Below are 26,106 nucleotides of genomic sequence, written 5' to 3' on the forward strand. Positions count from 1 at the left end.
CGCTGAACGCCGATTATGGTCTGGGGATGGCCCTCGATGCTCGATACCAGGCAGTTCCTTACGAACCCCTGCTCGAACGCGCGATGCGCGATCGCGAGGCCGCCGAGAACGCCATCCAGTTTTTCAGCAGCTTGGCTACCAGCGATGGCGCCGATTCGCAGTACTGGGATATCCCGATCTGGGTGGAACTGGCCCCGGTCGCTCGTCAGATCGCGAGGCAGCGGCCCGGCATTCTCGACCGGACTTTCTCCACGCGGGCGTGGGACGCGGTGTACTGGTTGCTCGCGCCCAACCGCCGGAAGCAGGAAGAACGTAATCCAGCCGGGTTAGCCGAGATCGCAGTGTTCGGGGCGGAGTCCCTCGCTTCGGGTGCGACTGCGGGGCAAGGGAGTCCGCTTCGGTTTGTTCGCCCGACTACTGCGCGGACCATAGCCGACTATGTGGAGGACAGTCTGGAGGCTGCTTCACATGTGTTCGACGCTGAAGCGATGGAAGCGTCCGGTGTTTATAAGGGACCGTGGGATCGCGACTACCTTCTCGATCGGCTGGCCCAGTATGCCGAGTTGTATCGACTTGCCGCCGACCTGGGCGAATGCGTACTGGTAACACTCGACTGAACCAGCGGCCCGGTCAAGCGATTGGTGTGCCGCGATCGACCCGCGACCGCATGCCTTCTGATGCCTCGACCCGCGCGGCCTGAGGTCGTGACGAAAGATCAACGGCGCGATGTGATCTCGAAGGCCTGTATCGGCGGAACGTCCGCAATTGCCGATGTCAGTGCGGTCTGCAGCGTGCGTGCCAGACGGATCGTGACGCTTCGAACAATGATTCTTCAGGGAAATGATTCACCAGACTGCCAAGTGAGCGCTGAGCGAAGCGGCCATCCAAGGCGGCTGGCGGACCAGAGCTGTTGCGGCACACAATGTCCGCATCTGGCGAATAGCGTGCTACTGAAGCTTCGAAAGCTTCGCGATGCACGTGTTCCGGCGCGGTTGAGATTCACTACGGCTCGAGACTTCTGCACGTTCCGACTTCGTGCGTCACTATGGCTCATCGGGCTCCAGCTGCATGACACTACCGCTGTGCTGCCGGAATCAGGCTGGGAGCGGTTTTGAACGAGATCGCCTCCATGATCGGCTTGCGTTTCGTGTTCTGAAACGCCGCGACGCGCCACTGCCCGGATTGCTCGCGGACCAGCGTGTAGGTCTGCACCTTGGTCAGCTTCTTGGGGCGGTCGCCTTTGTAGGATTCGCCGCGCCCGGTGACCACGGCCGTGTCGGGCCCGAGGAATCGGACGTCGAGGATTTCGTCGGCCAATCGGGTGCCCTTGAGGTACTTGGCGAACAGCGTGCGGTGGCTTTCGATGATGTCGCCTCGCCCGCGGTAGTAGGTGCCGACAAAGGTGATGTATGTGGCGTCCTCGGTGAATGCCGCCCCGTAGGCATCGGCATCGTGACGACGCCAGGCATCGACGAGTCCGGCGATCACCTCGGTAACCGCCTGCTGATCGTCCTGGGTGTTGGAAGCCACGATTTCCTCCCGTGTGGGTAGACTGTAATTTATCTGCATGCAGTCACTATCTGTATGCGTGCAACTATCAGAGTAGGAGACTTCGAGCACCATGGCAACTACCGCGCAGCAGAATTCCGAAGAGGAGGTCTTCCGCGCCTACCTCGATGCCGTCGGGTTGCACGGCATGGCCGGCGCCGCGGCGGCAGGACTGCAAGCCTCGGAGTGGTACGCACTCAGCCAGCTCGCCTTGGCCGGCACACTGACCTCGGGACAGTTGTCAGAGCGAACCGGCCTGACGACCGGCGCGACCACCCGCCTCATCGACCGGCTGGAACGGGCCGGATACGTCCGCCGTACAGGCGACCCGTCCGACCGTCGCAAGGTAGTCGTTGAACCGGTGACCGAGGCCCTCGCGGGAATCGGGGAGTTGGTGGCACCGGCCCGCCGCAGGATCGCCCAGGTCCTCGACCGCTACACACCGGAACAGCGCGCGGTGCTCTTCGACTACTTCGCCCATGCCGCGCCCGCCTTCCGTGCGGCAACCGAAGAGATCCGGGCAGGCCAGCCCTAAGGAGCCGGGTACCCAGCTCGTCACTGAGGTAGGCAGGCGGATGCTCGTGAGCCGACCGAATGACGCGTTCCAGCTCGTAGAGCTAGCCAAGGGATCGACGGTCCACCATGGCCACTCGACTACGAGTAGGTCGATGACTTCTCGATAACTCGCGCAGGGGGTAGCGGCGCAGGAGATCTGGAGAATGTCTCCGAACGTGAAGATCCATGTGCACGGACCCTCCGCTCATTCTCTTCGCCGCAATCCAAGAGCACCGGCCGTCAGAACAATCGATCAAGCCACGATTCCTGTGCGGTGTCGAGGCATCCAGGACTAGCTGATGGACACGGCAGTAGGCTGCGACGGCCATGAGTATGCGTACCTCCGACCGGAACGACCTGCCGGACGAGCCGCCTATCCGGCGGGTCTTCCGGGACGTCATCACCGATCGTCTGACAGACCCGCGGCCACCGCAGGCCGCGATGTTGTTCCAGTCCTCGGTCGACCCGTTCTGGACGGTCGACAGGTTCTTCCTCGCAGACTTCTACAGCGAGATCCTCCATCAGGACACCTGCTTGCCCCATACCGCCGACGGCGTCCCTCTGCTGGCGGCCTTGGCCATCGACAACCGCGTGCCACCACAGGATCGTTTCCAGGTGATCAGTCTGCTGTTCAGCATCGCCACCGTCGCGGACCGCCACCTGGCTGAATACTGGCCCGACACACCACCGTACGCGGATCCTGGGAACGAGAACCGAGCCCGCGAAGCGGTCCGGTCCTGCACACCGGTCCTGCTCGCCCGATGGGCGCCTGAATGCCCGGCAGTCCGGTTGGCACTCGCGGGCCTCGCCGTGGTGTTCCCCACCGCCCGCACGCTGCCCGCCTTGACTCCTCGGCTCGAGGGTTTTGTCGAGCAGCACCCACGGGGCACCGACATCGGCGACTATGTGCGTTTCATTCTGGTACTGGCCGCCGGGAACGACGCCCACACCCTCACGACCGTCGAATCACTCACCACCGCCGCCTGGGAGGGCACCTCTCGCGGAGCACCGGCATCAGCCCGAACTCTCCACTTGCTCGGCCAGATGCTGAACCGGGTCGGAACGGGACTCACACGATCTCACTCTGGAGAATGACGCGACGACGGGCGTGAAAGATCGACGAGGCGTGCCCATCTCGCCCCGCCGAACGCGCTGAACTGCCGAGTTCGGTGTGCTGTGCTAAAGCGGGACTGGCACAGGTGAGCTCGTCTACGCACAGTCGCCGTCGACATGGTGAAGTAGCGAGATGGAGAAGCCCGCGAACCTCGATGCACACTTCGCCGGGTGGGGGCGCACCAAAGTGTGGAAGCCGGTGGACCCGAACAATCCGACCGAACGCGAGTACCTACGGCAGTTTGCAGCGCGCCCAGGCATGTACATCGGTTTCACTACCGTGCGTGGTGTGACGTGCTTCCTGGACGGTTACGACTACGCCGCACGCCGGTCTGGAGGTCGAGGGCTGGATGGCTTTCGCGAGTGGCTTCTCACCAACCACCTTCGTCGCGAGAGCAGCCTCTCCTGGTCGAGTGTGATCACGCAGATTGCACTGTCAGAGCGGGACGCTGACACAGATCTCACTCCCGAGCAGGAAGTCCGCATCCTCGAGGTGTTGTTCGACCTGCTCGATCGATTCCTTGCGGAACGTGAAAACATCGCCTGAATATCCGCACATGCCGCATAGTGCGCGGTTCGAAACGGCTCTGCTTGCTCAGTAGTTCAGAGAAGGCGTGTTGACTGAACATCCGCTCATACCGATGTGCGTGTCAACGACGGCGTCGGACCAGACCGGTGACCATTACTGTGGGGCAGGTCCCGACAGCGCCGATGCTTCACGTGAACGAGCAGTGCCATTGAGATGAGAGCGGTGAAAAGCGTGGCCGACAGCGAGGAGTTCTCACAATCGGTGCAGGACATCGAGGGTGACGTTTGGCCGGCAGCCGCCCCGGAGGACACCTATCTGGTTCGGACAGTCCACCGGATGCGGCAGGTTCCGATCGGAGAACTGGATATCGAGGGCCTGCGAATCATGTTGTCGCAGGATGTTGGAACGACGGCAATACTGCCTCGAGCGCTTGATCAGCTGGAGGCGAATCCGCTTGCCGCCGGTCACTTTTATCCGGGTGCCCTGTTGGCGGCGGTGCTCCGGCTTCCTGAGGAGCGATGGTCAGACTCGGCCGAGGTCTTGGCTAAAGTGCGAGGCATTGCCCAGCGAGCGGATGTGATGATCGCCGAGATGGACGGCGCGCAAGTTTCAGAGCTGCGCGGCTTGGTCTTGAAATTCCTGTCAGACGGGTCCGAGGTCGATCCAGGTCGAACGCACTGAAATGCCGCGACCCGGGCGATCCCGAGGGCCGCGGCACGAGCCGCGAAACGCACTCTTCTGTCGATTTCAGTGCATTCATAGCAGCGGTCGAGGCGATGTTCACAGTGCGGTGTTCTCGACTGCGCGGCAGGCGTCAGTCTCGGCGGACTCAGGCGGTAGCGCCGCTGCCACGATGCTGTCCAGGACAGAGCGTGCGGCCAGCAGATCGGCTACCGCCTCGGCGATCCGTTTCTGCTGACGATGAAGGTCGGGAAGCATTTCCTGGCACCCGGGCGCCAGGCCTCGTTCGTCGTCGACCATGCAGGGCAGCATCTCGGCGATCGTGTGGGTGCTGAGGCCGGCGGCCAGCATCGTGCGGATATTGCGTACCGTACCGACGTCGTCTTCGCGGTACTCGCGATACCCGCTGGGCTCCCGCGCGGGCTGTAACAGGCCTTGCTCCTCGTAATAGCGCAACAGGCGAATGCTGACGCCGGTCCGGCGCGAAAGCGCTCCGATGCGCATCTGCGGATCACCACCCAGTTCCGAGTTGACTCTCACATTGATGTGAGACTTTAACGTACCCGACATGACACATTCCTCGAACACAGTGCAGGACAACCGCATCAGCCTCCTCGGGCTCGGGCCCATGGGCCTGGCGCTGGGCGGAGCATTGTTGAAGCAGGGGCATTGCCTCACCGTCTGGAACCGCACACCCGACAGGGCCGACGAACTGGTCGTGCAGGGCGCGCAGCGGGCGCGAACCGTGGCCGAGGCGGCGACCGCGAGCACGATCACCATCGTGTGCCTCAACGACTACACGACCATATATCGGGTCCTGGACCGCGCTGCCGCGGAGCTCGAAGGCAAGGTCTTGGTCAACCTCAGCTCCGGCGCGCCATCCGAAGCGCGTGCGGCCCTCGCCTGGTCGGCCGAGCGCGGCATCGACTATCTCGAGGGCGCCATCATGGTCCCGCCACCGCTGGTGGGCGAACCCGGCGCGGTGATTCTGTACAGCGGCGACCAGGGCGTCTTCGATCGGCACCGAACGACCTTGGCAGGCTTGGGCGACCCGCGGTATCTCGGTGCCGATATCGGGCTGGCGGTGCTCTACAACACCGCCCTGCTCGAGATGATGTACGCGACCATCAACGGCTGGCTCCATGCCAGCGCCCTACTCGATTCCGCGAACGTCTCGGCGCAGAAGTTCGCCGAGCTTGCCCTCGGCTGGTTCATGCCGACCGTGGTCGATTACGCGTCCCTGGCCGAGCAGGCGCCCGATCTGGACGCCGCCGACTATCCAGGTGACCTGGGCACGCTGGCAATGAATCTGAATGCGCTGGAACACATCACCCGCGCCAGCGAAGAACAGGGCGTCCACTCCGACCATCCGCGGCTGATGAAGGAGCTCGCCGAACGCGCCGTCGCCGAGGGGCATGGCAGCCAGAACTACTTCGCCATCTACGAGCTGTTCAAGAAGGCAAGCCCCCGTTCGTGACCGTATACGGATCGAAGCACCTACATCTTCGTCGCTGTCGCCGCGTCGGTGCTCGCGCGAGGACCAACGTCCGGTTGAACGATGACTAGGTGTTTTCGGGTTCGCCCCCAATAGGCTCGCCGCAGCGGAGAAAGCGTGGCGACGGCGGACCTTGGCCGTCGCGGCAAGTCCACCTGAGAAAAGCCTGGAGAGAATCTTCTCCGCGGCTGCGCGCGTGCACGTCGTGCATCCCACCCGTTTCACGGCCGACCAGAGCAGCCCAAGACATTCATCCGACCGCCTGCCTGTCACTGAGCAACTCGTGGGCTGTTCAATCTGAAGCCGCTGGTGACAATAACTGGGCCCTGCAGATCCCAGATCGCCGCACGGTCTGCCGGACTCGGACGTCAGCTACAGCCGCGACCCGCGCGATCCTGAGTGCCGCGGCACCAGCCGACCAACGCACTCAACTGCCGAATTGAGTATGTCGAGCTATTGCCAGACGGACCAATCGGTGAGTCTCGGCTACCGCCAATGATGGTCGCCGAGCAGCGTTGCTTCCGCACCGCCGTCGGCGAAGACGACCTGACCAGTGACGAAACGGTTGGCCGCACCGGCGAGCCAGCAGACTAGTTCGGCAACCCATTCCGGACGGCCCGGAAACCCGCCGAAAGGCTGTGGCGCAGCGGTTTCGACCGCCTTGCGCACATTGTCGTCCGCGAAGATCCATGCTGCAGCCGGAGTATCGACAACTCCGGAGGCGACGGCATTGAGCGCTATGCCAGCTCCAGCCCATTTCTCGGTCGGAGCGACATTGCGCACCCAGCGGTTCAAGGCGCGCTTGGCAATCCCGTAACCAGCGGTCGCGCCACCGGCAGCCGGATCGTTCGCCAGATACGCGACGGCGGCGGCCTCATCTCCGGCGAGGCATGCCTGCATGATGCGCTCGTCCGCAGGTGCCAGCGATGATGTCGACGACACAACCACCGCTCGTGGTGCGGCACTTCGTACCAGCAGCGGCCGAAGGCCCTCCAAAGTCGCGACAGTGCCGAAATAGTTCGTCTCCAGCATGCCGGTCCTACCGCCACCCGCGATCGCCAGCACCGCATCGATCGACCCCAGCTCATTGATCTGGTCTACCAGCGAACGACGTCCCCGAGGTGTAGATATATCGGCTCGAACCTCAGCGTTGTCGAGATCGCATCCGATGACCCTGGCGCCGCGTTCACGGAGCAATGCGACAGTCGCAGCGCCGATTCCGGATGCCGAACCGGTGACTACATAGGTGCGTCCAGCGGTATCTGTCTGCGAATTCATCGTGCCCTTCCCATCACCCGACCGACATCGGGGACCTGTACGTTGTCGATGCTGGAACAACCCAGCACCTTACGCAGGCGCCGCCATGTCGCACATCCGGTAATGCCGTATACCGCGCGGAGTGTGGCGTTTAAGAAGGGCGTCGCCGTCTCATCTAGCGCTATGGCCGATCCGGCGACGCGCTTCCCGTACCAGCGGGCTCACCAAGAACATCTCATCGGGAGCGGATGCCTCCAGACACGCCCAGTACTCGAGCCCCTGCGCGATTCCCGGTGCCTGCGTGGCTTCCCAAACCGCAACCAGAGCGTCAACCAACGGCTCGGTTCGTGGTGGCAGATCGTCCTGCGTCGACGTGATGGCCAGATCGTTCTCGGCCGACTCGAGGACCAGATCCAGCAACCAGAAACTCAACTCCCAGTCGGCCTTGTGCGCGAGCAGCAGGCGAACGAATTCATCGAGCCGTGCCGGATCGGAAGCCTCGATAGGCCAGTCCTGCATCCAGTCTTCGTGCGGGATGTTCGCCAACTGCGCCACTCGCGACGCCGAATCCCCACCTGGATAGATCATGCAGCCGAAGGTAGCCAACGCAGCGAACTTTGGCGATGAAGTTAGCGCTCCGCGGGATCCCTCGAGCTGAAACCGGTTGGACACAACGCATCAACAGTCGTCGGAAAACCACCGCTCGGTGTGTCCCCGACAACGAACATCCGCTTCTGCCGCGACCAGCGCGATCCCCGAGGGTCGCGACCGGGGATCTGGTGTCGGGCGGGCGGGTGGGGACCCTCGCAGAACATGGCTCACCGAGGATGCGGCGGTGCCTCGGGGTCAGGCTCAGCTGGTGCCGTTCTGTACCGGGAAGTGGATGACGACCGCGCCACCGGTGGCGTAGTTGGCGACATCGGCAGCCGCCTGCAGGCCCTGCGGAGACGCCCTCGATGCGGTCATTGCCGCAGCGTCAGCGAACTCGGCCTCGAAGACCGCGAAGTACGGCGTTTGTCCCTGCGTCGCTGCCACCTCGAAGCTGTAGCGGAACGCGAGCAGGCCGGGCATGCGCCTGACCAGCGGGAGGTGGTTGTTCACGTAGTAGTCGCGGAAGTGGTCGGGATCGGCGGGCTCGGGATACAGGACCATCAGCTTGTGCATAACAACCTCCGTCAGCGGCGAGCGCGCGCAACACCTCGGAGTGCGCGATCAACGCGAGGGGGACACTAGATCAGACTCCACGCCAAGATCAAGTGCATTGCGGATGAGCCGATCATCGGACCGGCGACCCAGCCCAGCCGACGACACGACAATTTGCCGCCACACACGCACTCGTGTTCGCGAACGTCCGCCTACGCCGATGAGCGGAAGGCACGATTTCACGGTAAGAGCTATGGGCTCAACGGTGTTCACCGCATGGCAGGATCGGCGAATGTGGAAGGACCTGATCCGAGGACTCTATGAGGATGCGGAGTTCGCGTCCGCGGCTTCTGACATGGCGGTGGACCGGATCGAGGGGCGGTTGGGTCAGGCCGTGCCGGATGAGTTGCGAGATCTGTTGCGGCACACCGATGGTGTGCTTGCGGAGTGGGGGTCCGGGCTGGTGTGGTCGGTCGAGGAGATCGTTGATCAGAACATCCGGTTTCGTCACGATCCCGAATTCGCGGAACTGTATATGTCGTTCGACCAGCTGATGTTCTTCGGTGACAACGGCGGTGGTGACCAGTTCGCCTACGTCCGGTTGCCATCGGGACAGAACACCGGGGTGTATATGTGGGATCACGAGACCGATGACCGCAAGTGGGTTGCCGGTTCGTTGACCGACTACGTGCAGCGGCGGGCCGTCGCTGAAGGCGACGACTGGTACAAGTAGCACACCTCGTTCTCGGCAAATATCGCTTGCGGCAAGCGCTGGGGGTACCGCACAATTGGCGGCCGAGGCCAGGACCTGCGGAAATCCGGGATCAGCGCGATGTGTCGCATGCGCGGTGGCCGGAGATGTGTGGTGACTGGGTAGGTGAGAATTCGGGCGAATGGGTGGTTCATGTTCGATGTGATCATTGCGGGCTGTGGGCCGACCGGTGCGATGCTGGCCGCCGAGCTGCGGTTGCATGATGTGCGGGTTCTCGTGCTGGAGAAGGAACCCGAGTCCGTGTCGTCGTTCGTCCGGGTGGTCAGTCTGCATGTGCGCAGTCTCGAGCTGATGGCGATGCGTGGGCTGCTGGATCGCCTGCTCGAACGCGGACGGCAGCGTCCGGTCGGCGGGGTGTTCGCCGCCATCGCCAAACCTACGCCCGAAGGGCTGGATTCCGAGTACGCGTATCAGCTGGGCATCCCGCAGCCGATCATCGATCATCTGCTCGAAGAGCATGCCACCGAGCTGGGTGCGCAGGTCCGGAGTGGTTGCGCGGTGGTCGGTTTCGAGCAGGACGACGAGGGGGTGACCGTCGAACTGGCCGGCGGTGAGCGGGTGCGGTCGCGGTATCTCGTCGGCTGTGACGGCGCGCGCAGTACGGTGCGCACACTGCTCGGTGTCGGTTTCCCCGGTGAGCCCGCGCGGACCGAGACATTGATGGGCGAGATGGAAGTGGGTGTGTCGCAGGAAGAGATCGTCGCCAAGGTGACCGAAATCCGTGCGACCAATGCGGTGTTCGGTCTCAGGCCCTTCGGAGAGGGCGTCTACAGCGTCGTTGTTCCCGCTGCGGGTGTCCGCGAGGACCGCACCGAACCGCCCACGCTGGGCGACTTCCAACAGCAGTTGCGCGCGATCGCCGGAACCGATTTCGGCGTGCATTCCCCGCGCTGGCTGTCTCGCTTCGGCGATGCCACCCGGTTGGTCGAGCGCTATCGGATCGGCCGGGTGCTGTTGGCAGGCGATGCCGCGCACATCCACCCGCCCGCCGGTGGTCAGGGGCTGAATCTGGGTGTTCAAGACGCCGTCAACCTCGGCTGGAAATTGGCCGGGCAGATCCACGGCTGGGCGCCGGAGACACTGCTGGACACCTATCAGACCGAACGTCATCCGGTCGCCGCGGACGTGCTGGACAACACCCGCGCCCAGGTCGAACTGGCATCCACCGAACCGGGTCCGCAGGCCGTCCGCAGGCTGCTCACCGAATTGATGGACTTCGACGAGGTGAACCGCTACCTGATCGAGAAGATCACCGCGACCGCCATCCGCTACGACTTCGGCCCAGGCCCCGACCTACTCGGCCGCCGCCTGCCCGACCTCGACCTGAAACAAGGGCACCTCTACGACCGGCTGCGTCAGGGCCGAGGTCTGGTCTTGGACCGCACCGAAGGCCTGAGCGTCGACGGCTGGTCCGACCGGGTCGACCTCATCACCGATCCCACTGTGGCGCTGGATGCTCCAGCGCTCCTGCTGCGCCCCGACGGCCACGTCGCCTGGCTCGGCGAGCACCAGCAAGACCTGAACACCCACCTCTCCCACTGGTTCGGCAAGCCCACACATGCACCTCGATGACGTCCGCACCGTCCACGACAGTGGGGCCATCTGCTGCGTCAGGCCGGACTAACCCCGTACAGCACCGTTCGGCCACACCACGTCGACGGGAATACCCCGCTCACGCGCCAGTGCGACCACGGTCGCGGTACCGGCACGCTCGCCGACCTTCCCGTCCCACACCGCGATCAACCGGTCGGCCTCGCCTACCAGGACCTCGTTAGCAGCCTCATAGGCTTCGCGGCCTGCACTGTCGAAGTCCATAACTCGAACTGTCGTGGCCCGCTCGATGAGCGAGTCGAACTGCACCAGGTGGTCCGGATCCACTTTCGACTCCCGGTAGTCGCGCGACGGCACCACCACCTCGAGCTGCCCGCCCGCGTCGAGGACCACTTCCGCGAACACGGTGTCCGCACCGCGGGCAATGCACGAAATACCGACCAGACCCGGCGGCGTGTCGGCGATCAGATCGGCGATGGCCTCACGAACGAGCGGGATCGTCTCGACAGAGATGTTCAAGTGCCCGGTGACGCTGATTCGCATCACACCATGATGCCGGGGCGCGATGACGAGTGAAGCAGGTCGTGCCGAAACGACTCAGCGGCCGGGTTCGTCCGGACGCGACGAACCGGCGTCACCGCCATCGCCCCGGGTAGGGCCGATCCTGCGCGGCCTCACCATCCGCCGGGCGCCGCCGGGGCGGTTTTCTCCGCCGACACGTTTACGGCGCGACGCGTCGAAGTCGATGAGATTCGCATCGTGCTCGGTGCTCCCGGCAGACTCGGCCCCGACCTCGTCGACCGGCAGCGATCCTGATTCCCGCTGCAATTCCGCTCGGGTCACCGGGCGGGTGGCCGCCGGATCGTAGGCGCCATCGGGAACGGGAGACCAGCGCGGAGCTGCACCGATATCTTCTTGACGTCGCCGCGGCGGCTTTGGCAGGCGCACGACGTTCGACGGCGAGTCTTCACCCTTGCGCGGACGTGTCTCGGCAGCCCTCGTCTCTGCCAACTTCTGACGCAGCCGCTCCACCGCATCGAATCGACTGTTGCCGGGTCCGCGCGCGAACCCTGGCCCTGTTTCCTGGTCCGACATCGAACTAACCGCAGACAGGCGCCGCGACACCCGCCCCGAACTTCGTCCTACTCATAACGCTCACGTCCACATTCTGCCTCACGACCCGCTATCAGTCAGCAGCCCGCTGCGCCCACCACCTGTGGCGACCAGCCCGTGTGCCAGCCGCCGCACGAAAGATCTCCGTACTCGGACACACGCACACATCGAAGCAGGCGACGCCGCGGCCGCCGAAAATCTGCATGACCTCGCCTGTACTGACGCCGCTACTCGTGAGGCTGCGCATCCGAGAGGACCGCATCGATGGCGGATCGCAGGTCGAACACCACCTTGTATCGGCGAACCGACTCCGCTCCGGTCAGCTCGATGTCCCGGCCGGTCGCGCGCCACACGTCACGGATGGAGCCATCATCGCGCACCTCGTAGCCTTCGGATTCTGCCCAGCGATCGACGTCATGCGCACGACTGGCGAGCGCGTCCGCGACTTCACCTCGACCACGGAACGCCTGGACGTCCTTCCAGGAAAGGCTCATCCGTCCTCCTTCCAGTTCAGCACCGACAGTGCGGTCGCACACCAGTTGTACAGCGTTGCTTACGATCTCAGCAGAGACCTCCACCGCTGCCCTTGTCTGCAACCTACTCGGACACGGGGTATGGACTACAGGGTCGGAGCCTCTTCACAGGCGCCATCCTGTCAGTGCTCACCGGTCGGGACGGGCAATACTCTCGACGTATTCCGCACCCCAGCGGTTCAGCTCGGACACGAAACCGCGCAGTGCCCGCCCGGTGGGGGTGAGCGAATACTCCACCCGTGGTGGGACTTCGGCGAAGGAGTGTCTGTTGACGATGCCGTCTTGTTCCAGTTCGCGGAGTTGACGGGTGAGGACGCGGGGGGTTACCTCGCCGACCTTGCGGCGTAGTTCGCCGTAGCGCAAGGGCTCGTCGAGGAGGTATTTGACGATGGTCATCTTCCAGGCGCCGCCGAGCACGGCGATGCTCACTTCGACGGGGCAGCTCCGCATCGCTCGTACGATCGGCGCCCGGACTTCCTCCGTGGTTGCCATACGCTCGATGGTATCCATTTCGTCCATATGGACAAGATTGTGCATACTGCCGATCCTGATCGTTGGTTGATAGAAACGAGGGTAAGGACGTCGAGCAACGCGAAGGATTCCGGTGAGCAATTCCGCAGTCGATCTCGAGCAGCGCGCGATCCGACGGGGGCCCCGTTTTCATCCCGCGTGGACGATCGTGGCCGTAGCGGCCCTCGCGCTCGTCGCGGCGGGGAGTTTCGCCACGATCGCGGGGTTGATCACCGAACCGCTGGTCGAGACGAAGGGGTGGAGTCGCACCGGAATCGGCGCCGCGGTGGCGGTGAACATGGTGCTCTACGGGGTGGTCGGGCCGTTCGCCGCGGCCATGATGGACCGCTACGGCATCCGCCGGGTGACGTCGTCCGCACTGCTCGCGCTGATCGCGAGTTCGGTCCTCACCGCGATCTGGACCCCGTCGGTCTTCTGGTTCGTGCTGTGGTTCGGCTTCGCCATCGGGGTCGGGACCGGGTCGATCACCACGGTGTTCGCCGCGACTGTGGCGAACCGATGGTTCTACCGCAAGATCGGTCTGGCCACCGGATTGCTCACCGCAGCAAGCGTATTCGGACAGTTCGCGATGCTGCCCCTGCTGTCGGTGCTGCTCGCGCGAGCCGACTGGCGCGCGCCGGTTCTCGCCTGCGGAGCGCTCGCGACGGCGGCATTGCTCGGCGTGCTGCTCTTCTTGCGCGAGAGCCCCGCCGCGATCGGCGCCGTTCGCTACGGCGCGAATCCCGATACCGAACCAGCCGACACCGATCGCCGGGTGAACCCGTTCGCCCGCACCATCACCGCCCTGCTCCGCGCCGTGCGCGACACCCGATTCTGGGTACTGGCCTCGATGTTCGCACTGTGCGGGGCGACCACGAACGGCCTGATGTGGAGTCACTTCACCCCCGCCGCGCACGATCACGGCATGGCCGCCACCGCCGCGTCGGGCCTGCTGGCGATCATCGGCGTCGCCAACATCCTCGGCACCGTCTCCGCGGGCTGGCTCACCGACCGGATCGAACCGCGACTGCTCCTCGGGGTGTTCTTCCTCGGCCGCGGTGTATCCCTCGCCCTCCTCCCGATCCTGTTCACCAGCGTGTGGTCCCCCGACCTCGTCGTCTTCGCCGTGGTGTTCGGCATCCTCGACGTCGCGACAGTGCCGCCGACACTGACCCTGTGCCGGCACTACTTCGGCGCCGACAGCGCCCTCACGTTCGGCTGGATCAGCGTCTTCCACCAACTCGGCGCGGGCGCGATGGCCCTCACGGGCGGCCTGATCCGCGACCTCAACGGCTCCTACACTCCCCTCTGGATCACCGCGGCCCTCGCCTGCCTCACCGCCGCCGCCCTCGGCACCACCGGCGCTCGAATCAGATGAGCGCCTTCTGTTTACGGATTCGGCGACGCACGTCGCGGATCATCGCGTGGGTGCCCGCGAATCTGATGAACCTCGGGATGAAACGGTTGACGAAGCCGACGAACAGGAACAGATGCTCGAAGCGGCGCTGGTCCGAATCGGTCCATTCGATGGCCATCTGATCGCGGAAATGCGGTGGCAGGAAGCCCGCGGTCAAGAACTGCAGGAGCCCACCCAACGTGAGACGCAGGGGCCAGGCGATCATCCGAAGGTGGAGCAGATCGTCGATGTAGGCACGGAATTCGTCGTCGCACACGACCTGTTCGCAGGCCCGAAGCCAGTACTCGTCGAACTCCGCGCGCGTCTTCGGCCACATGTCGGGGTGGACCTGCAGCGTGGTGCCGAAGGTGTCCGCGCCTTGGAAGAACACTTCGAGCTCGTCGGCGGTCATCTTGCCGTGCAGCAGCTGGTGTGTGTCCTCGAAACCGATGTAGATGGCCGCCGCCACATACATCTGGAGGTTCCGGTCGAAGGCGTTGTATTTCACCTTCGATTCCGGTCGCGACCGGACTTGGCGGTGCGCGACGTCGACCGCCGCACGCATCGCCTTCTTGTCCTCGTCGGTGCCGAGCACCGCGACAGCGAGGTAGGCGGAGGTCGTGCGCAGGCGTTTCCACGGGTGCACCATCAGCGCACCGGATTCCACCTGACTTTCCATCACACCGGCCGCGACACCCTGGTGCGCGAACTGCATGGCGACGTTCGCGGCGGCGCCGGCGAACATCCAGAAGTCCAGGGCGTCGGCGAGCTGGGCGGGACGTTTGCGCGGGGAGCGGTAGGTGTCGGGAATGTGGAGGCGAACCCGGTCGAGGGTCAGGGTGTTCGTGGTCATCGTGCTCACATCCGTTCGATGATGGTGGCGTTGGCCAATCCGCCTGCCTCACACATCGTTTGCAGCCCGTAGCGGCCACCGGTCTGTTCGAGGTGGTTGACCATCGTGGCGAGCAGTCGGGTGCCGGACGCACCGAGCGGGTGACCGAGGGCGATCGCGCCACCACGCGGATTGACCCTGGCCGGGTCGGCGTGGAGTTCGTGTTGCCAGACGAGCGGGACCGGGGCGAACGCTTCGTTCACCTCGAAGGTGTCGATGTCGTCGACCGTGAGCGAGACGCGCTCGAGCGCCTTGCGGGTCGCCGGGACGACTGCGGTGAGCATGAGGGTGGGATCGTCGCCGACAACGGCGAAGGAGTGGAAGCGGGCGCGCGGGGTGAGGCCCAGCTTGGCCGCCATCTTCTCGCTCATGATCAGCGCCGCCGACGCGCCGTCGGTGAGCGGTGAGGAATTGCCCGGCGTGACCGACCAGTCGATCTCCGGAAACCGTTCCAGGACAGTGGGATCGGTGAAGGCGGGGCGCAGGCCCGCCAAACCGTCGACCGTGGTCGTGGCGCGAATGGTCTCGTCGGCGGTGAGGTCACCGGCCGCGATCAATTCGGCGTCGAATCCGCCCGCCGCCGCGGTGGCCGCCGCGAGCCGGTGCGAGCGCGCTGCGAATTCGTCCAGCGTCGCACGGTCCAGTTTCCATCGGGCGGCGAGGATTTCCGCCGCGATCCCCTGACCGATCAGCCCGGCCGGGTAGCGGGCGGCGAGTGGACCGCGCAGCGAGTCCTTGCCCTGGGTGTTGGAGAACATCGGCGCGCGGCTCATCGACTCGACGCCGCACGCGATCGCCACGTCGTACGCACCGGCGAGCACGCCCTGAGCGGCGAAATGCACGGCCTGCTGGCTCGATCCACACTGCCGGTCGACCGTGGTGGCCGGGACCGACTCGGGGAATCCGGCCGCCAGCACGGCGGTCCGGCTGATGTTGTTGGCCTGCTCCCCGCTCTGGGTGACGCATCCGCCGATCACATCGTCGACGAGGGCGGGATCGATGCCGGTGCGCTCGACCAGCTCCGCCAGCACGCCCGCCAGCAGCGTGGCCGGGTGCACGGCCGACAGCCCGCCGCCGGGCTTGCCCCGGCCCGACGGCGTACGAACCACATCAACGATGACCGCGGACATCACGAACCTCCTGAACAGTCGCCGACGGTCGGCGACCTCCCGACACTAAGTTAATCACCATTCTCGCTACATCGGCGAGAATTGCTAGTAACTTATCACTGGCATGCGAGCCGTCGGAGCATCGATCGCGACGGCCCCATCGGGTATCTACGCAGAATAAACGGCAACATCATCAGTTCAAAGAAGAATTGTCGGCAACATCGCTGGACGGTCAACGACATCGGCTACCAGCTCGCGTCACCGACTGGTTCATGAAGGAAGGAACAGCGGTATCGCCATGTTGCGACGGCTGGACAGATTTCTCAGTTACGAGATGAAGGTGTCGGAATTCCTCGGCACATTCATCATCATCGGCATCCCCTACAGCCTCGTCGGGGTCATCTGGACGCTCACCCATACGGGCCACCTCCGCGATCTACACGGTGTCGACCTGGTCATCTCCTTCCTCGGATCCATCGTGTGCTGGCCGGTGCTCACCTTCGCGAATGTGACGATGACCTGATGATGGCGGTGGTCTGGTTCATCGACATCGTGGTGATCGTCGTCAAGGTCCTGGGCGGGCGCACGCAGGTCAATCCCGTGCTCCGCGTGGGCATGTGGATCGCTGTGCTCTGCGTTCTCGCTCTCGGCGTGGCCGCGGTCGGCGCACTCCTGGTCCTGCTCGAGCACGGGCTGAGCGCATGACACGCCCCGCGACCGAGCCCTCCGAGCTCGACAAGATCGTCGACAGCGTCACGGGGCTGTGGCGACGACACCCACAGCAGTCGATCGAGACACTGGGCAGGCAGGTTCTGCTCGCCAGGGCCACGTTCGCGCAGCTGTTCCTGTCCCTCGTGCAGCGGCGATTCCCGTTCCAGGAGTTCATCAAGCAGTGCGCCTTCATGGCGAACGTCTCCGCGCTGCCGACCGTCTTCGTCGCGATCCCGGTCGCGGTGGTGGTCTCGATCCAGGTCGGCGCCCTCGTGAATCAGGTCGGTGCGACCACGTTCATCGGCGCGGTGGCCGGGCTCGGCATCATCCGTCAGGGTGCGCCGCTGGTGACCTCGCTGATGATCGCGGGCGCGGTGGGATCGGCCATCTGCGCCGACCTCGGTTCGCGCACCATCCGTGAGGAGATCGACGCGATGCGGGTGATGGGCGTGGATCCGGTGCGCAGGCTCGTCGCACCGCGACTGGCCGCGGCCGTGCTGGTCAGCATGCTGCTGTGTGGGTTCATCGTGTTCGTCGGCTTCGCGACCGCGTACCTGTTCAATGTCTACGCTCAGCACGGCACACCGGGGTCGTTCATCGGCTCGTTCGCCTCGTTCGCGGTGGCCAACGATCTGATCGTCGCGCTGGTCAAGGCCGCGATCTTCGGTGTGCTCACCGCGATCATCGCCTGCGACGTCGGCCTACACACCAAAGGCGGGCCGGGTGGGGTCGCGAACTCGGTGAACTCGGCGGTGGTGTCCTCGGCGCTGATGCTGTTCGCCACCAACATCATCGTCACCCAGCTCTACAACACCTTCTTCCCGTCGAAGGTGGTCTGAGATGGCAGCCGAATACATTCCGCCCGTCATGCGGCCGGTACGCGTGGTCGGCAACGCCGCGAAAGTGCCCGTGCGGGCCAACCAGCGCGTAGGACATCAGGCCATCGTGTTCTTCCAGGCCCTGTTCGCGATTCCGTTCGCGCTGCGGCACTACCGCAAGGAAGTCGCGCGCCTGGTCGCCGATGTCGGGTGGGGCAACGGCTCGCTGATCGTGGGCGGCGGCACCGTGGGTGTGGTCGTGGTGCTGTGCGCGTTCGGCGGCATCACCGTCGGCGTGGAGTCCTACACCGCGCTCAACCTGCTGACCATGGGCCCGCTCACCGGAGCCATCTCCGGTTTCGCCACCACGCGCGAGATCGCGCCGATCCTGGGCACACTCGCCTTCGCCATCCAGTCCGGCTGCCGGTTCACCGCGCAGCTCGGCTCGATGCGGATCTCGGAGGAGATCGACGCGCTCGAATCCATCGCGATCCGCCCGCTGCCCTACCTGGTCACCACCCGGATGATCGCGGCCACGCTGACGATCGTGCCCCTCTACACGCTCGGCCTCGCGGTCGCCTATGTGGCGACCAAGCTGTCGGTGCTGTTCCTCGGCGGGACCACCGCGGGCACCTACGACCACTACTTCTTCCAGTTCCTGCTGGGCGGCGACGTGTTCTTCTCGGTGCTCAAGGTCGTGATCTTCGTGCTGATCGCCACGTTCATCCAGTGCTATTACGGCTACACCGCCACCGGCGGTCCCGAAGGCGTCGGCGTGGCGGCGGGACGCGCCATCAAGATGGTCATCGTCGTGATGGTTTTCACCAATCTCTTTCTCACCCTTGCTATCTGGGGCATCGACCCCGGATTCCGGATCTCGGGATAGGTCGGTCGATGATTCTCGATCCCAGTGGTCGCGGCCCCAAACCGCTCCAGCTCACCCTCGCGGGTCTGGCGGTGGCCCTCACATTCGCACTGGCGCTGTATCTGCTCGGTATGCGCTACAACGGCGAGTTCGAAGACACCGTGGTGGTCGGCGCCGAGCTGACCAGCACCGGCGACGGTCTACCCCAGCGCGCCGACGTCAAGTACCGCGGGATGATCGTGGGGGCGGTCTCGGCCGTCGACATGGTCGCCAAGGGCAAGCTCCAGCACGCCACCCTGGAGCTGAAACCCGGTATCGCCGAGACCATTCCGGACACCGTCACCGCGCGGGTGATCCCGGACAATATCTTCGGCGTCACCTCGATCCAGCTGGTCGACAACGGCGCGGCCGCCACCACGCTGCGAGCAGGCGCCATCATCCGCGAGGACACCAGCTCCGCGACCGTTCAATTGCAGACCACGCTGAACACCCTGCGCGACGTGCTCACCACCATTCAGCCGGAGAAACTCGGCCGGGTGCTGGCGACCCTGGCCGCCGCGCTCGACGGCGGCGCGCGCGTGCCCGGCTCCACCATCGAGCGCCTCGATACCTGGCTCACCGAGGTGCACCGGATTCCCGAGATCGGCGGCCTGCTCGGCAATCTCGGCCGTGCGTCGATGGCGTTGAGCCAGTCCGCACCCGAGCTGGTCGGCATGCTCGGCGATTCGGTGACCGCGGCGAACACCCTCAACGAGCACCGCACCCAACTGGTCGCGCTGCTCGCCGAGGGCAACTCCACCGTCGAAGCGGTGAACAGCCTGTTCGCCGCCAACCCGAATTCGGGCAAGGAGCTCGTGGCGGGCCTCGACACGGTATTCGGAGCGCTGGCCAAGGATCCCGGCGCGCTCCAATCCGCCGCGGCCAACCTCAACGCCTCGCTGAGCAAGCTCCAGCAGGTGTTCCACTTCGGGCCGCGCAAACAGATGGTGTGGAAGATGGATGTGTCGTTCACCCCGTTCCAGCAGTACACCGCGGCCGATTGTCCGCGCTATGGTGCCATGTCGGGGCCGCGCTGCGGCGGACCGACGGTGCCGGACGTCGCACCGCCACAGGAGTATCCGGCCCAGCAGCTCCCGCGACGCGTCGATGCGGCCGGTCCGGCTCCGACGGTGCAAGTGCCCGGGATCGTCCCCGGTGTACCCACGATCCCTGGCCTACCCGCGATTCCGGGGCTGCCGTCGATTCCCGGTCTGCCCGCCATCCCCGGAATCACCGCACCGGCCGCCGCGCCGCTGCCCGATTCCGTTGCGGTGCAGCCGATCTCGCTGCGGGGGCCCGCGGCAGTGGCGGCCATCGTCGGCGGGCGCCCCACGGTGACCCAGCTGCTGTTGCTCGGCTCGATCCTGGGCAATGTTCCCGTCGTCCCCGACACCGAAAGTGCGGCGCCATGAAATCGACGAAAGCACTCATCGGGTTCAGCTTGTTCGTCGCCCTCACCGTCACGCTCACCTACACCGTCTGGTCGACACTGCAGCGCAGTGTGCCGGGCAGCACCCACAGCTACTCGGCGCTGTTCACCGATGTGCTCGGGCTCCGCGTGGGCGATGACGTCCGGATGGCCGGTGTCCGCGTCGGCCGCATCGACAAGATTGATTTCACCGACGACTACACCGCCCGCGTCACCTTCCGGATCGAGGCACGCCAGCACCTCACCGATACGACGAAAGCGCTGGTCCGCTACCAGAATCTGATCGGTCAGCGCTATATCGCCCTGGCCGCGGGCAAGGACGCCGGGGTCACCGTGGCGCCGGGTTCGCAGATCCCGCTCACCCGTACCGAGCCGTCGTTCGACGTGTCCTCGCTGCTGTCGGGCTTCGAACCGCTGTTCAGCGTGCTGCAACCCGACCAGATCAATTCGCTGTCGGAAACGCTCATCCAGGCCCTGCAGGGCAACGAGATCTCGCTGTCCGCGCTGATCACCCAGGCGGCCGAGCTGGCGAACACCTTCGGCCAGCGCGACGAGATCCTCGGCGATGTGCTGGGCAACCTCAGCGCCGTGATGTCGGGGCTGGCCAATCGCAGCGGCGAACTGGAAACCCTGATCACCCAGACCCGCAGCCTGATGGACGGGCTCTACGCGGAAGGACAGACGTTGAAGAGCTCCGTCGACCGGGTGGCGGGCGCCACCGACTCCCTGGTGACGCTCATCGGCCAGGTGAAACCGGGCATGGCCGAGGCACAGCGCACCGCCACCGAGGGCGTGATGATGCTGCTCTACAACGGCGCCGCGCTCGACCGCGCCGCCGTGGAATTCCCCGACTTCCTCAATGGCGTGGCCCGGTTCACCAGCTACGGCGCCTACGGCAACGCCTACATCTGCCGACTCGATGTCTCGCTGTGGAACGTGGTGTTGCCGCCGGGGTTGTTCTCCCAGGTGGGCGGCGAATCGCAGTCGGGGGTGTGCCGATGATGGGCACGTTCGCGTTCCTGCGTGACAACCGCAACCTGCGCCTCGGTCTGGTCGCGGTGCTCGCCGTGGCAGTGCTGCTCGGCGGGTCCAGCCTGCTCGCGCAGCTACGCCTGGGCGACAAGACGATTCACGCCGAATTCGCCCAGGCCGCCGGGTTGCGGCCGGGGGCGACCGTCGATATCTCCGGCATCGAGGTCGGCGCGGTGCGCGCGGTCGACCTCGTGAACGATCGGGTCGACGTGACCTTGGCCGTGCGCCGCGACCTGCGCCTGGGCGCCGATGCCAAGGCGTCGATCAAGATGTCGACCATCCTCGGCAGGCTCCACATCGACCTGCAGCCGGGCAAAGGCGCCCCGCTCGCCGGCAATCGGATCACGGTCGAGAACACCTCGGTCCCCTACAACCTGAGCAAGGTGATCCAGGACCCGAAGTACACGTCCTCGTTCGAACGGATCGAGCGCCTCGACCCGAGCAAACTGCGGACCGCGCTCGACCTGCTCGACAAACAGATGGGCGACTCCCCCGCGATGGCCGTGCAGGCGCTGGACAGCATCGGCGCGCTCGCCCAGGTGATCAATGCCCGCCGCGACGAAGTCGACCTGCTCCTGAAGAGCATGGACCAGGTCTCGCAGCTGGTGTCGGACAACCGCAACAGCGTGCTCGTGTTGCTCACCCGTGGTGAGGCGATCGGCGCCGCGGTGCAGACCAGGCAGACGCTGCTCACCCAGCTGCTCGACAATGTCGCCGCGCTCTCGAAACTGTTGCAGGACATGGGCATCGAGAACAACGGCGAACTCGGACCGCTGATCGCCAACCTCGACACCATGGCCGACGGGCTGACCGAGAACAAAGAGAACCTGGACCGGATCTACGAGATCGCCCCGGTCACGCTGCGCCAGTTCAACAACGTGGTCGGCAACGGACCCTACGGCGACGTCTGGGCTCCGTGGGTCTTTCCGGACAACTGGCTGTGCTTCGCGCAGGCCGTACAGGGGTGCAACTGATGAGACGCAGAGCGAAACTGGCGGCGATGTGCCTGGCCGCCGCAGTGGCGTCGGGCTGTTCGCTGCTTCCCGGCAGCGTATCGAGTCTCGGCGACCGGTATTTCGGCGAGAACAAACGCATCAGCGCGGATTTCGAGAGCGTGGCCGGGCTCTACGTGGGCAACGAGGTCTCGGTACTCGGCGTTCCGGTCGGGGTTGTCGAATCGGTGACGCCACGCGGCAGCTATGTCGAGGTGGTGATGTCGGTCGAGGCCGACGTACGGATCCCGGCCGATGCGATGGCCGCGCTGATCTCGCCGCAGCTGATCACCAACCGCCACGTCGAACTGGCGCCCGCCTACACCGGATCCGGTCCCGAACTCGCCGACGGCGCACATCTTCCCCTGGCACGCACCAGAACTCCGGTCGAGCTCGACCGCATCCTGGAGAACTTCGACCAACTCGGCGCCGCGTTGAAAGGCGACAGCGAGACGGGCCCGATGGCCAGCCGGGTGCTGTTCCCGCTGCTCGAGGGCAACGGCGATCGACTTCGCGAAACCCTCGACTCGCTGTCGGCGGCCTTCGAGGTGACCTTCGCCAACAAGGATCAGATCGCGAACACGGTCATCCGGCTCAACGAGATCACCCAGATCATCGCCGAGAACGACCAGACCGTGCGCGATTTCAGCGGCCGGATCACCGAGCTGGTGGCCCTGCTCGGCGCGCAGGCACCCGGATTGCAAGCCGTGCTGACCCAGCTCGACGACTTCGTCACCAACACCTCCTCGGTGGTCGGGCAGAACCAGGATCAGCTGGCCGGCGCGCTCACCAAGTTCGTCGCCATCGCGGCCCAGATGCGGGCCAACGCCCGCGGGCTCACCGAGATCATCGATGTCGGACCGCTGTTCTTCGACAACATCGACAACGCGATGAGCCGGGAGCGCCAAGCGCTGCGCCTGCACGGACTGCTCGACAAGGCCGTGCTCGACGGAGAGGCGCTGTCGCTGTTCTGCGAACGCGTCCAACTGCGCCACGACGGCTGCCGCACCGGCAAGATCGCCGACTTCGGGCCCGACTTCGGGCTCACCGCCGCACTGTTGGGAATCACCGAATGAACCTGCGCACAGCCGTTTCACGATCGACCGCTGCCGCTGCCTGCGCCGTGGTCGTCGTGTCGGCGAGTACCGCCTGCTCACTTACGGTGCGGGAACTGCCCATGCCCGAACCCGGCATCGGCGGCCCCGGCTATACCCTGCACGCCACCTTCCGCGACGCGCTCAACCTGCCCGACCGGGCCCAGGTGAAGATCGGCGGCACCGATATCGGTGTGGTGACCGACATTTCGACCACCTCGTTCCTCGCCGACATCGAAATGCTGATCCGTGAGGACATCCAGCTGCCGCGCGGGACCACCGCCGAGCTGCGTCAGGCGACACCGCTCGGCGACATCTTCGTCGCGATGACGCTGCCGACCGACGCCGAGGCGGGGGCCCCGCTGCGTGCGGGCGAGACGATCGGCATCGAGCACACCGGCTCCGCCGCCTCGGTGGAGCAGCTGATGATGTCGATCTCGATGCTGATCAACGGTGGCGGCATCAACCAGGCCGCGCGGATCACCTCCGAACTCGATTCGATCTTCGCCGGGCACGCGCCGCAACTGCGCCACCTGGTCACCGAGATGACCGACGTCATCGGCGCGCTCAACCAGCGCACCGGCGACCTCGACGCCACCCTGCACGGCTTGCGGGTACTCACCTCCGAGCTCGCCGGCCGCAAGGCCGAACTCGGCGCCGTGGCCGACAGCTTCCCGCAGCTGATCGGCCTGGTGGCGGAGAACAATCAGTCGATCGTCGACCTGATCGGCAAAGTGGCGGTCACCATGGACGCACTCGGCGACTTCAGCACGAGCAACGGGCCGCAGTTCGTGAGCCTGTTCCAGAGCGTGCAGAACCTGATGTCGGGGTTCACCCGGATGGGCGACGACCTCACCGGCACCCTCGAGGGACTGCACACCCTGTACCCGTCGCTGATGGCCAGCCTGCAGGGCCCGACCTTGGCGGTGGCGGCGACGGTGTCCTATCTCGACATCGGCGCACTCACCGACCCGTCGGGCAGCCGCTGGCCCGAAGGGGGCGATGTGCCCGCGTTCATCGGCAGTCTGGCCGAGGTTCTCGCGAAGGTGTTCGGTCGCGTGACCAGCATCCCGCAACCCGCACCGCAGGAGGGTCCGCGATGAATTCACCGCTGTGGCAATGGCTGGTGCGCAGACGGGTCGCGGTCGCCAACGCCGGACTCGTGGTCGTGCTCGTGCTCGGCTGCCTCTATCTGGGCGGTGCGGTGCTGCGGATAGATCCGAGCCGCTCGCAGTATGTGGTGACGGTGAAGTTGGCGACCTCCGGCGGGTTGTCGGTCGGTAGCGATGTCACCTTCCGCGGCTGGCGGGTCGGCCGGGTGAGTTCGGTAGGCGTGTCGGGTGACGGCATCGCGGCGGTGGCCGAGATCGATGGGGGCACACAGATTCCCGTCGGCGGCACCGTCGCTGTCAACCGGTTGTCCGCGGCGGGCGAGCAGTACCTGGACTTTCGTCCCGTCTCCGAGAGTGGGCCCTATCTGCGCGACGGCTCGGTGATCGAGCGGGCGCAGACCTCGGTGCCGGTGCCGATGCAATCGGTGCTCGCGAACATGAGCGGCCTGGTCGGCGGCATGAATCCCGAACGGCTCACGGTGATCGTCGACGAACTCGACAAAGCCCTCGCCGGGGGCCCGGATGGGTTGCGCAACATGATCTCCGGGATCAGCAGGGCGATGGCCGGGCTCACCGAACTGCTGCCGCAGACCCAGCAGTTGCTCCGCAATCTCGAGGTCATCGCCGAGACCACCTCGCACGCGCAACCGGACCTCAGCACGCTCACCGCCTCGGGCACCGCCCTGTTCCGGCAGTTCACCGCCGCCGACATCGAGGTGCGGCACCTGCTGGAACAGGGGCCCGGGCAGCTGGCGACGCTGGGCGGGTTCGTCTCGCGCACCCACGACCCGATCACCGATCTGGTGACGAACTTCGTCGCCATCACCAAGGCCGCCAAACTCCGGCAGCCGGCGCTCGAGGCGCTGTTCCCGTCGCTGAGCCGCTTCGCCGACGCGATCGGCGTCCCGGCACACGACGGCGGCTTCTTCACCCTCATCGACCCGTGGCCACGACCGTCGTGTGAATACGACACCGTCCCCGTGGTGCCGACCACCGAGACCACCGACACCCGGGTGCGCCTCTACAACTACTGCGTCACCTCCAACCCGGCTCTGCAGGTGCGTGGTTCGGCCAATGCGCCGAGGCCGCCCGGTCCTGACAACGGCGCGGGGCCACCGCCCGGCGTCACCGGCAACGAACTGTCCCAGCCCGCCGTCCCCGCACCACGTTGAGGAGTTCCATCATGAGCAGCGACGAGAAGGACCCGATCACCGATTCCAGCGCGCCCGTCGCGGCCCCGGCCGCCGACACGACGCCGACCGCCGATCGCGAGAAGTCGTGGTGGCGCGGACGGACAGGCTCTCTCGCCGCGCGCGTCGGCGTGGCGGCGGTCCTGTGCGCCTCGCTGGCCACCTCGGTCGTGTTCTACGTGCAGAACCAGGACAGCAAGGACCTGTTGCGAGCCCAGGAACAGGCTCGCGCGGCCGCCTGTCAGTACGGACCCGTGCTGGCGGACTACGACAGCAAGAACCTCGACACCTACTTCAAGGGGGTGCTCGACGGCTCGACCGGCGACTGGAAGAAGCAGTTCGAATCGACCAGCGCCGAACTGCGCGAGGTCCTCACCCAGGGCGAGGTCACCTCGGAGGTCACCGACACCCAATGCGCGATCCGCACCGCCGACGAGGACGCGGCCGAGGCGATCGTGGTGATCCGCCAGACCATCACCAGCCTGGGAACCCAGCACAAGCCCAAACCCGGCCAGCTGTCGATGGTGCTGAGCCTGCGCAACGACGACGGCCGCTGGTTGGTCGAGAAGGTGAACTCCCCGACGCCACCCGTGCAGGCGCAGTGAGCGAATCCGGTGAGCTAGCCCG

31 protein-coding genes are annotated in these 26,106 nt (G+C 65.5%); 20 read left to right on the plus strand and 11 right to left on the minus strand.

The features are described 5' to 3' along the window. The first annotated feature begins 26 nt into the window (after nucleotides 1-26). Entirely contained in the window at nucleotides 27-617 is a 591-nt protein-coding gene (locus ACFVJ5_RS10220) for a DUF1877 family protein (RefSeq protein WP_379219611.1), read from the plus strand. A gap of 457 nt (nucleotides 618-1,074) precedes the next feature. Here ACFVJ5_RS10220 and ACFVJ5_RS10225 read toward each other — a convergent pair whose 3' ends face one another. Beyond that, on the minus strand, nucleotides 1,075-1,530 hold the full coding sequence (locus tag ACFVJ5_RS10225) for an SgcJ/EcaC family oxidoreductase (protein ID WP_379219613.1): 456 nt from the start codon (nucleotides 1,528-1,530) through the stop codon (nucleotides 1,075-1,077). A 91-nt stretch (nucleotides 1,531-1,621) separates the two neighbouring features. Between ACFVJ5_RS10225 and ACFVJ5_RS10230 the strand changes: the two genes are divergently transcribed. The 4 genes from ACFVJ5_RS10230 to ACFVJ5_RS10245 all read left to right on the plus strand — a co-directional run bounded on the left by ACFVJ5_RS10230 (nucleotide 1,622) and on the right by ACFVJ5_RS10245 (nucleotide 4,426). Further along, nucleotides 1,622-2,083 (plus strand): MarR family winged helix-turn-helix transcriptional regulator, encoded by a 462-nt coding sequence (locus ACFVJ5_RS10230; RefSeq protein WP_379219614.1) that lies wholly within the window; start codon nucleotides 1,622-1,624, stop codon nucleotides 2,081-2,083. A 347-nt stretch (nucleotides 2,084-2,430) separates the two neighbouring features. Continuing rightward, nucleotides 2,431-3,198, plus strand: a complete 768-nt coding sequence (locus ACFVJ5_RS10235) for a hypothetical protein (RefSeq protein ID WP_379219616.1) — start codon at nucleotides 2,431-2,433, stop codon at nucleotides 3,196-3,198. A 151-nt stretch (nucleotides 3,199-3,349) separates the two neighbouring features. Continuing rightward, complete coding sequence (locus ACFVJ5_RS10240) at nucleotides 3,350-3,763, plus strand: hypothetical protein (RefSeq protein ID WP_379219617.1); 414 nt, start codon at nucleotides 3,350-3,352, stop codon at nucleotides 3,761-3,763. Nucleotides 3,764-3,976: 213 nt separating this feature from the next. Then, nucleotides 3,977-4,426: a contact-dependent growth inhibition system immunity protein gene (locus tag ACFVJ5_RS10245; RefSeq protein WP_379219619.1), complete on the plus strand. Its 450-nt coding sequence runs from the start codon at nucleotides 3,977-3,979 to the stop codon at nucleotides 4,424-4,426. 99 nt (nucleotides 4,427-4,525) lie between these two features. Here ACFVJ5_RS10245 and ACFVJ5_RS10250 read toward each other — a convergent pair whose 3' ends face one another. Continuing rightward, complete coding sequence (locus tag ACFVJ5_RS10250) at nucleotides 4,526-4,930, minus strand: MerR family transcriptional regulator (protein WP_379219621.1); 405 nt, start codon at nucleotides 4,928-4,930, stop codon at nucleotides 4,526-4,528. Between the two features lie 64 nt (nucleotides 4,931-4,994). Here ACFVJ5_RS10250 and ACFVJ5_RS10255 point away from each other — a divergent pair, with 64 nt between their 5' ends. Beyond that, on the plus strand, nucleotides 4,995-5,903 hold the full coding sequence (locus ACFVJ5_RS10255) for an NAD(P)-dependent oxidoreductase (protein WP_379219623.1): 909 nt from the start codon (nucleotides 4,995-4,997) through the stop codon (nucleotides 5,901-5,903). 504 nt (nucleotides 5,904-6,407) lie between these two features. Here ACFVJ5_RS10255 and ACFVJ5_RS10260 read toward each other — a convergent pair. The 3 genes from ACFVJ5_RS10260 to ACFVJ5_RS10270 form a co-directional block, all read right to left on the minus strand. Then, nucleotides 6,408-7,199, minus strand: a complete 792-nt coding sequence (locus ACFVJ5_RS10260) for an SDR family oxidoreductase (protein WP_379219812.1) — start codon at nucleotides 7,197-7,199, stop codon at nucleotides 6,408-6,410. A gap of 150 nt (nucleotides 7,200-7,349) precedes the next feature. Then, complete coding sequence (locus ACFVJ5_RS10265; protein WP_379219625.1) at nucleotides 7,350-7,784, minus strand: hypothetical protein; 435 nt, start codon at nucleotides 7,782-7,784, stop codon at nucleotides 7,350-7,352. Between the two features lie 246 nt (nucleotides 7,785-8,030). Further along, entirely contained in the window at nucleotides 8,031-8,342 is a 312-nt protein-coding gene (locus tag ACFVJ5_RS10270) for an EthD family reductase (RefSeq protein WP_379219627.1), read from the minus strand. Between the two features lie 232 nt (nucleotides 8,343-8,574). Here ACFVJ5_RS10270 and ACFVJ5_RS10275 point away from each other — a divergent pair, with 232 nt between their 5' ends. Both ACFVJ5_RS10275 and rox read left to right on the plus strand, forming a co-directional pair. After that, complete coding sequence (locus tag ACFVJ5_RS10275; protein ID WP_379219628.1) at nucleotides 8,575-9,054, plus strand: SMI1/KNR4 family protein; 480 nt, start codon at nucleotides 8,575-8,577, stop codon at nucleotides 9,052-9,054. Nucleotides 9,055-9,225: 171 nt separating this feature from the next. Further along, the gene (gene rox, locus ACFVJ5_RS10280) at nucleotides 9,226-10,665 is read left to right on the plus strand and encodes a rifampin monooxygenase (RefSeq protein WP_379219630.1); all 1,440 of its coding nucleotides are present in this window, start codon (nucleotides 9,226-9,228) and stop codon (nucleotides 10,663-10,665) included. Nucleotides 10,666-10,713: 48 nt separating this feature from the next. On the opposite strand, the gene ACFVJ5_RS10285 is transcribed toward rox, so the two are convergent. From ACFVJ5_RS10285 to ACFVJ5_RS10300, 4 genes are all read right to left on the minus strand, one after another. After that, nucleotides 10,714-11,187, minus strand: a complete 474-nt coding sequence (locus tag ACFVJ5_RS10285) for a hypothetical protein (protein WP_379219631.1) — start codon at nucleotides 11,185-11,187, stop codon at nucleotides 10,714-10,716. 54 nt (nucleotides 11,188-11,241) lie between these two features. Further along, nucleotides 11,242-11,739, minus strand: coding sequence for a hypothetical protein (locus tag ACFVJ5_RS10290; protein ID WP_379219633.1), 498 nt, complete (start codon nucleotides 11,737-11,739; stop codon nucleotides 11,242-11,244). Between the two features lie 245 nt (nucleotides 11,740-11,984). Next, nucleotides 11,985-12,251, minus strand: a complete 267-nt coding sequence (locus tag ACFVJ5_RS10295) for a hypothetical protein (RefSeq protein ID WP_379219635.1) — start codon at nucleotides 12,249-12,251, stop codon at nucleotides 11,985-11,987. A gap of 168 nt (nucleotides 12,252-12,419) precedes the next feature. Continuing rightward, a complete protein-coding gene (locus ACFVJ5_RS10300) occupies nucleotides 12,420-12,782 on the minus strand; it encodes a winged helix-turn-helix transcriptional regulator (RefSeq protein WP_379219637.1) in 363 nt (120 codons plus the stop codon). A 112-nt stretch (nucleotides 12,783-12,894) separates the two neighbouring features. Here ACFVJ5_RS10300 and ACFVJ5_RS10305 point away from each other — a divergent pair, with 112 nt between their 5' ends. Continuing rightward, the gene (locus ACFVJ5_RS10305; protein WP_379219639.1) at nucleotides 12,895-14,178 is read left to right on the plus strand and encodes an MFS transporter; all 1,284 of its coding nucleotides are present in this window, start codon (nucleotides 12,895-12,897) and stop codon (nucleotides 14,176-14,178) included. Here ACFVJ5_RS10305 and ACFVJ5_RS10310 read toward each other — a convergent pair. Then, entirely contained in the window at nucleotides 14,171-15,049 is an 879-nt protein-coding gene (locus ACFVJ5_RS10310) for an oxygenase MpaB family protein (RefSeq protein ID WP_379219641.1), read from the minus strand. The two genes, ACFVJ5_RS10305 and ACFVJ5_RS10310, sit on opposite strands and share 8 nt — an antisense overlap. A gap of 5 nt (nucleotides 15,050-15,054) precedes the next feature. Then, nucleotides 15,055-16,221 carry a thiolase family protein gene (locus ACFVJ5_RS10315; RefSeq protein WP_379219643.1) on the minus strand — a complete coding sequence of 389 codons (1,167 nt, stop codon included), beginning with the start codon at nucleotides 16,219-16,221 and terminating at the stop codon, nucleotides 15,055-15,057. A 274-nt stretch (nucleotides 16,222-16,495) separates the two neighbouring features. Between ACFVJ5_RS10315 and ACFVJ5_RS10320 the strand changes: the two genes are divergently transcribed. The 11 genes from ACFVJ5_RS10320 to ACFVJ5_RS10370 are packed head-to-tail and all read left to right on the plus strand — an operon-like array spanning nucleotide 16,496 to nucleotide 26,084. Further along, entirely contained in the window at nucleotides 16,496-16,720 is a 225-nt protein-coding gene (locus ACFVJ5_RS10320) for a hypothetical protein (RefSeq protein ID WP_379219645.1), read from the plus strand. After that, nucleotides 16,720-16,902, plus strand: coding sequence for a hypothetical protein (locus ACFVJ5_RS10325; RefSeq protein ID WP_379219646.1), 183 nt, complete (start codon nucleotides 16,720-16,722; stop codon nucleotides 16,900-16,902). Before ACFVJ5_RS10320 ends, ACFVJ5_RS10325 begins: the two co-directional genes overlap by 1 nt. After that, nucleotides 16,899-17,747 (plus strand): MlaE family ABC transporter permease, encoded by an 849-nt coding sequence (locus ACFVJ5_RS10330; RefSeq protein WP_379219648.1) that lies wholly within the window; start codon nucleotides 16,899-16,901, stop codon nucleotides 17,745-17,747. The genes ACFVJ5_RS10325 and ACFVJ5_RS10330 overlap by 4 nt, the downstream gene beginning before the upstream one ends. A 1-nt stretch (nucleotide 17,748) precedes the next feature. After that, nucleotides 17,749-18,612 carry an ABC transporter permease gene (locus ACFVJ5_RS10335; RefSeq protein ID WP_379219649.1) on the plus strand — a complete coding sequence of 288 codons (864 nt, stop codon included), beginning with the start codon at nucleotides 17,749-17,751 and terminating at the stop codon, nucleotides 18,610-18,612. An 8-nt stretch (nucleotides 18,613-18,620) separates the two neighbouring features. After that, on the plus strand, nucleotides 18,621-20,042 hold the full coding sequence (locus ACFVJ5_RS10340) for an MCE family protein (protein ID WP_379219650.1): 1,422 nt from the start codon (nucleotides 18,621-18,623) through the stop codon (nucleotides 20,040-20,042). Then, the gene (locus tag ACFVJ5_RS10345) at nucleotides 20,039-21,061 is read left to right on the plus strand and encodes an MlaD family protein (protein ID WP_379219652.1); all 1,023 of its coding nucleotides are present in this window, start codon (nucleotides 20,039-20,041) and stop codon (nucleotides 21,059-21,061) included. Before ACFVJ5_RS10340 ends, ACFVJ5_RS10345 begins: the two co-directional genes overlap by 4 nt. Beyond that, nucleotides 21,058-22,065 carry an MCE family protein gene (locus tag ACFVJ5_RS10350; protein WP_379219654.1) on the plus strand — a complete coding sequence of 336 codons (1,008 nt, stop codon included), beginning with the start codon at nucleotides 21,058-21,060 and terminating at the stop codon, nucleotides 22,063-22,065. The genes ACFVJ5_RS10345 and ACFVJ5_RS10350 overlap by 4 nt, the downstream gene beginning before the upstream one ends. Next, a complete protein-coding gene (locus tag ACFVJ5_RS10355; protein ID WP_379219655.1) occupies nucleotides 22,065-23,159 on the plus strand; it encodes an MCE family protein in 1,095 nt (364 codons plus the stop codon). The genes ACFVJ5_RS10350 and ACFVJ5_RS10355 overlap by 1 nt, the downstream gene beginning before the upstream one ends. Further along, nucleotides 23,156-24,280 (plus strand): MCE family protein, encoded by a 1,125-nt coding sequence (locus tag ACFVJ5_RS10360; protein WP_379219656.1) that lies wholly within the window; start codon nucleotides 23,156-23,158, stop codon nucleotides 24,278-24,280. The genes ACFVJ5_RS10355 and ACFVJ5_RS10360 overlap by 4 nt, the downstream gene beginning before the upstream one ends. Continuing rightward, nucleotides 24,277-25,461: an MCE family protein gene (locus tag ACFVJ5_RS10365; RefSeq protein WP_379219657.1), complete on the plus strand. Its 1,185-nt coding sequence runs from the start codon at nucleotides 24,277-24,279 to the stop codon at nucleotides 25,459-25,461. Before ACFVJ5_RS10360 ends, ACFVJ5_RS10365 begins: the two co-directional genes overlap by 4 nt. A gap of 11 nt (nucleotides 25,462-25,472) precedes the next feature. Further along, nucleotides 25,473-26,084 (plus strand): hypothetical protein, encoded by a 612-nt coding sequence (locus ACFVJ5_RS10370; RefSeq protein ID WP_379219658.1) that lies wholly within the window; start codon nucleotides 25,473-25,475, stop codon nucleotides 26,082-26,084. The last annotated feature ends 22 nt before the right edge of the window (nucleotides 26,085-26,106 follow it).

The sequence above is a fragment of the Nocardia sp. NPDC127606 genome (genome assembly GCF_042671725.1).
Classification (GTDB): domain Bacteria; phylum Actinomycetota; class Actinomycetes; order Mycobacteriales; family Mycobacteriaceae; genus Nocardia.

What these genes read in the sequence shown, in the direction of transcription:
- ACFVJ5_RS10220 (WP_379219611.1), top strand. Translation starts at nt 27, where the DNA reads ATGGCCCTCGATGCTCGATACCAGGCAGTTCCTTACGAACCCCTGCTC.
- ACFVJ5_RS10230 (WP_379219614.1), top strand. Translation starts at nt 1,622, where the DNA reads ATGGCAACTACCGCGCAGCAGAATTCCGAAGAGGAGGTCTTCCGCGCC.
- ACFVJ5_RS10235 (WP_379219616.1), top strand. Translation starts at nt 2,431, where the DNA reads ATGAGTATGCGTACCTCCGACCGGAACGACCTGCCGGACGAGCCGCCT.
- ACFVJ5_RS10240 (WP_379219617.1), top strand. Translation starts at nt 3,350, where the DNA reads ATGGAGAAGCCCGCGAACCTCGATGCACACTTCGCCGGGTGGGGGCGC.
- ACFVJ5_RS10250 (WP_379219621.1), bottom strand. Translation starts at nt 4,930, where the DNA reads ATGCGCATCGGAGCGCTTTCGCGCCGGACCGGCGTCAGCATTCGCCTG.
- ACFVJ5_RS10255 (WP_379219623.1), top strand. Translation starts at nt 4,995, where the DNA reads ATGACACATTCCTCGAACACAGTGCAGGACAACCGCATCAGCCTCCTC.
- ACFVJ5_RS10260 (WP_379219812.1), bottom strand. Translation starts at nt 7,199, where the DNA reads ATGAATTCGCAGACAGATACCGCTGGACGCACCTATGTAGTCACCGGT.
- ACFVJ5_RS10270 (WP_379219627.1), bottom strand. Translation starts at nt 8,342, where the DNA reads ATGCACAAGCTGATGGTCCTGTATCCCGAGCCCGCCGATCCCGACCAC.
- ACFVJ5_RS10275 (WP_379219628.1), top strand. Translation starts at nt 8,575, where the DNA reads ATGGGCTCAACGGTGTTCACCGCATGGCAGGATCGGCGAATGTGGAAG.
- rox (WP_379219630.1), top strand. Translation starts at nt 9,226, where the DNA reads ATGTTCGATGTGATCATTGCGGGCTGTGGGCCGACCGGTGCGATGCTG.
- ACFVJ5_RS10285 (WP_379219631.1), bottom strand. Translation starts at nt 11,187, where the DNA reads ATGCGAATCAGCGTCACCGGGCACTTGAACATCTCTGTCGAGACGATC.
- ACFVJ5_RS10290 (WP_379219633.1), bottom strand. Translation starts at nt 11,739, where the DNA reads ATGTCGGACCAGGAAACAGGGCCAGGGTTCGCGCGCGGACCCGGCAAC.
- ACFVJ5_RS10295 (WP_379219635.1), bottom strand. Translation starts at nt 12,251, where the DNA reads ATGAGCCTTTCCTGGAAGGACGTCCAGGCGTTCCGTGGTCGAGGTGAA.
- ACFVJ5_RS10300 (WP_379219637.1), bottom strand. Translation starts at nt 12,782, where the DNA reads ATGGCAACCACGGAGGAAGTCCGGGCGCCGATCGTACGAGCGATGCGG.
- ACFVJ5_RS10310 (WP_379219641.1), bottom strand. Translation starts at nt 15,049, where the DNA reads ATGACCACGAACACCCTGACCCTCGACCGGGTTCGCCTCCACATTCCC.
- ACFVJ5_RS10320 (WP_379219645.1), top strand. Translation starts at nt 16,496, where the DNA reads ATGTTGCGACGGCTGGACAGATTTCTCAGTTACGAGATGAAGGTGTCG.
- ACFVJ5_RS10325 (WP_379219646.1), top strand. Translation starts at nt 16,720, where the DNA reads ATGATGGCGGTGGTCTGGTTCATCGACATCGTGGTGATCGTCGTCAAG.
- ACFVJ5_RS10330 (WP_379219648.1), top strand. Translation starts at nt 16,899, where the DNA reads ATGACACGCCCCGCGACCGAGCCCTCCGAGCTCGACAAGATCGTCGAC.
- ACFVJ5_RS10335 (WP_379219649.1), top strand. Translation starts at nt 17,749, where the DNA reads ATGGCAGCCGAATACATTCCGCCCGTCATGCGGCCGGTACGCGTGGTC.
- ACFVJ5_RS10340 (WP_379219650.1), top strand. Translation starts at nt 18,621, where the DNA reads ATGATTCTCGATCCCAGTGGTCGCGGCCCCAAACCGCTCCAGCTCACC.
- ACFVJ5_RS10345 (WP_379219652.1), top strand. Translation starts at nt 20,039, where the DNA reads ATGAAATCGACGAAAGCACTCATCGGGTTCAGCTTGTTCGTCGCCCTC.
- ACFVJ5_RS10350 (WP_379219654.1), top strand. Translation starts at nt 21,058, where the DNA reads ATGATGGGCACGTTCGCGTTCCTGCGTGACAACCGCAACCTGCGCCTC.
- ACFVJ5_RS10355 (WP_379219655.1), top strand. Translation starts at nt 22,065, where the DNA reads ATGAGACGCAGAGCGAAACTGGCGGCGATGTGCCTGGCCGCCGCAGTG.
- ACFVJ5_RS10360 (WP_379219656.1), top strand. Translation starts at nt 23,156, where the DNA reads ATGAACCTGCGCACAGCCGTTTCACGATCGACCGCTGCCGCTGCCTGC.
- ACFVJ5_RS10365 (WP_379219657.1), top strand. Translation starts at nt 24,277, where the DNA reads ATGAATTCACCGCTGTGGCAATGGCTGGTGCGCAGACGGGTCGCGGTC.
- ACFVJ5_RS10370 (WP_379219658.1), top strand. Translation starts at nt 25,473, where the DNA reads ATGAGCAGCGACGAGAAGGACCCGATCACCGATTCCAGCGCGCCCGTC.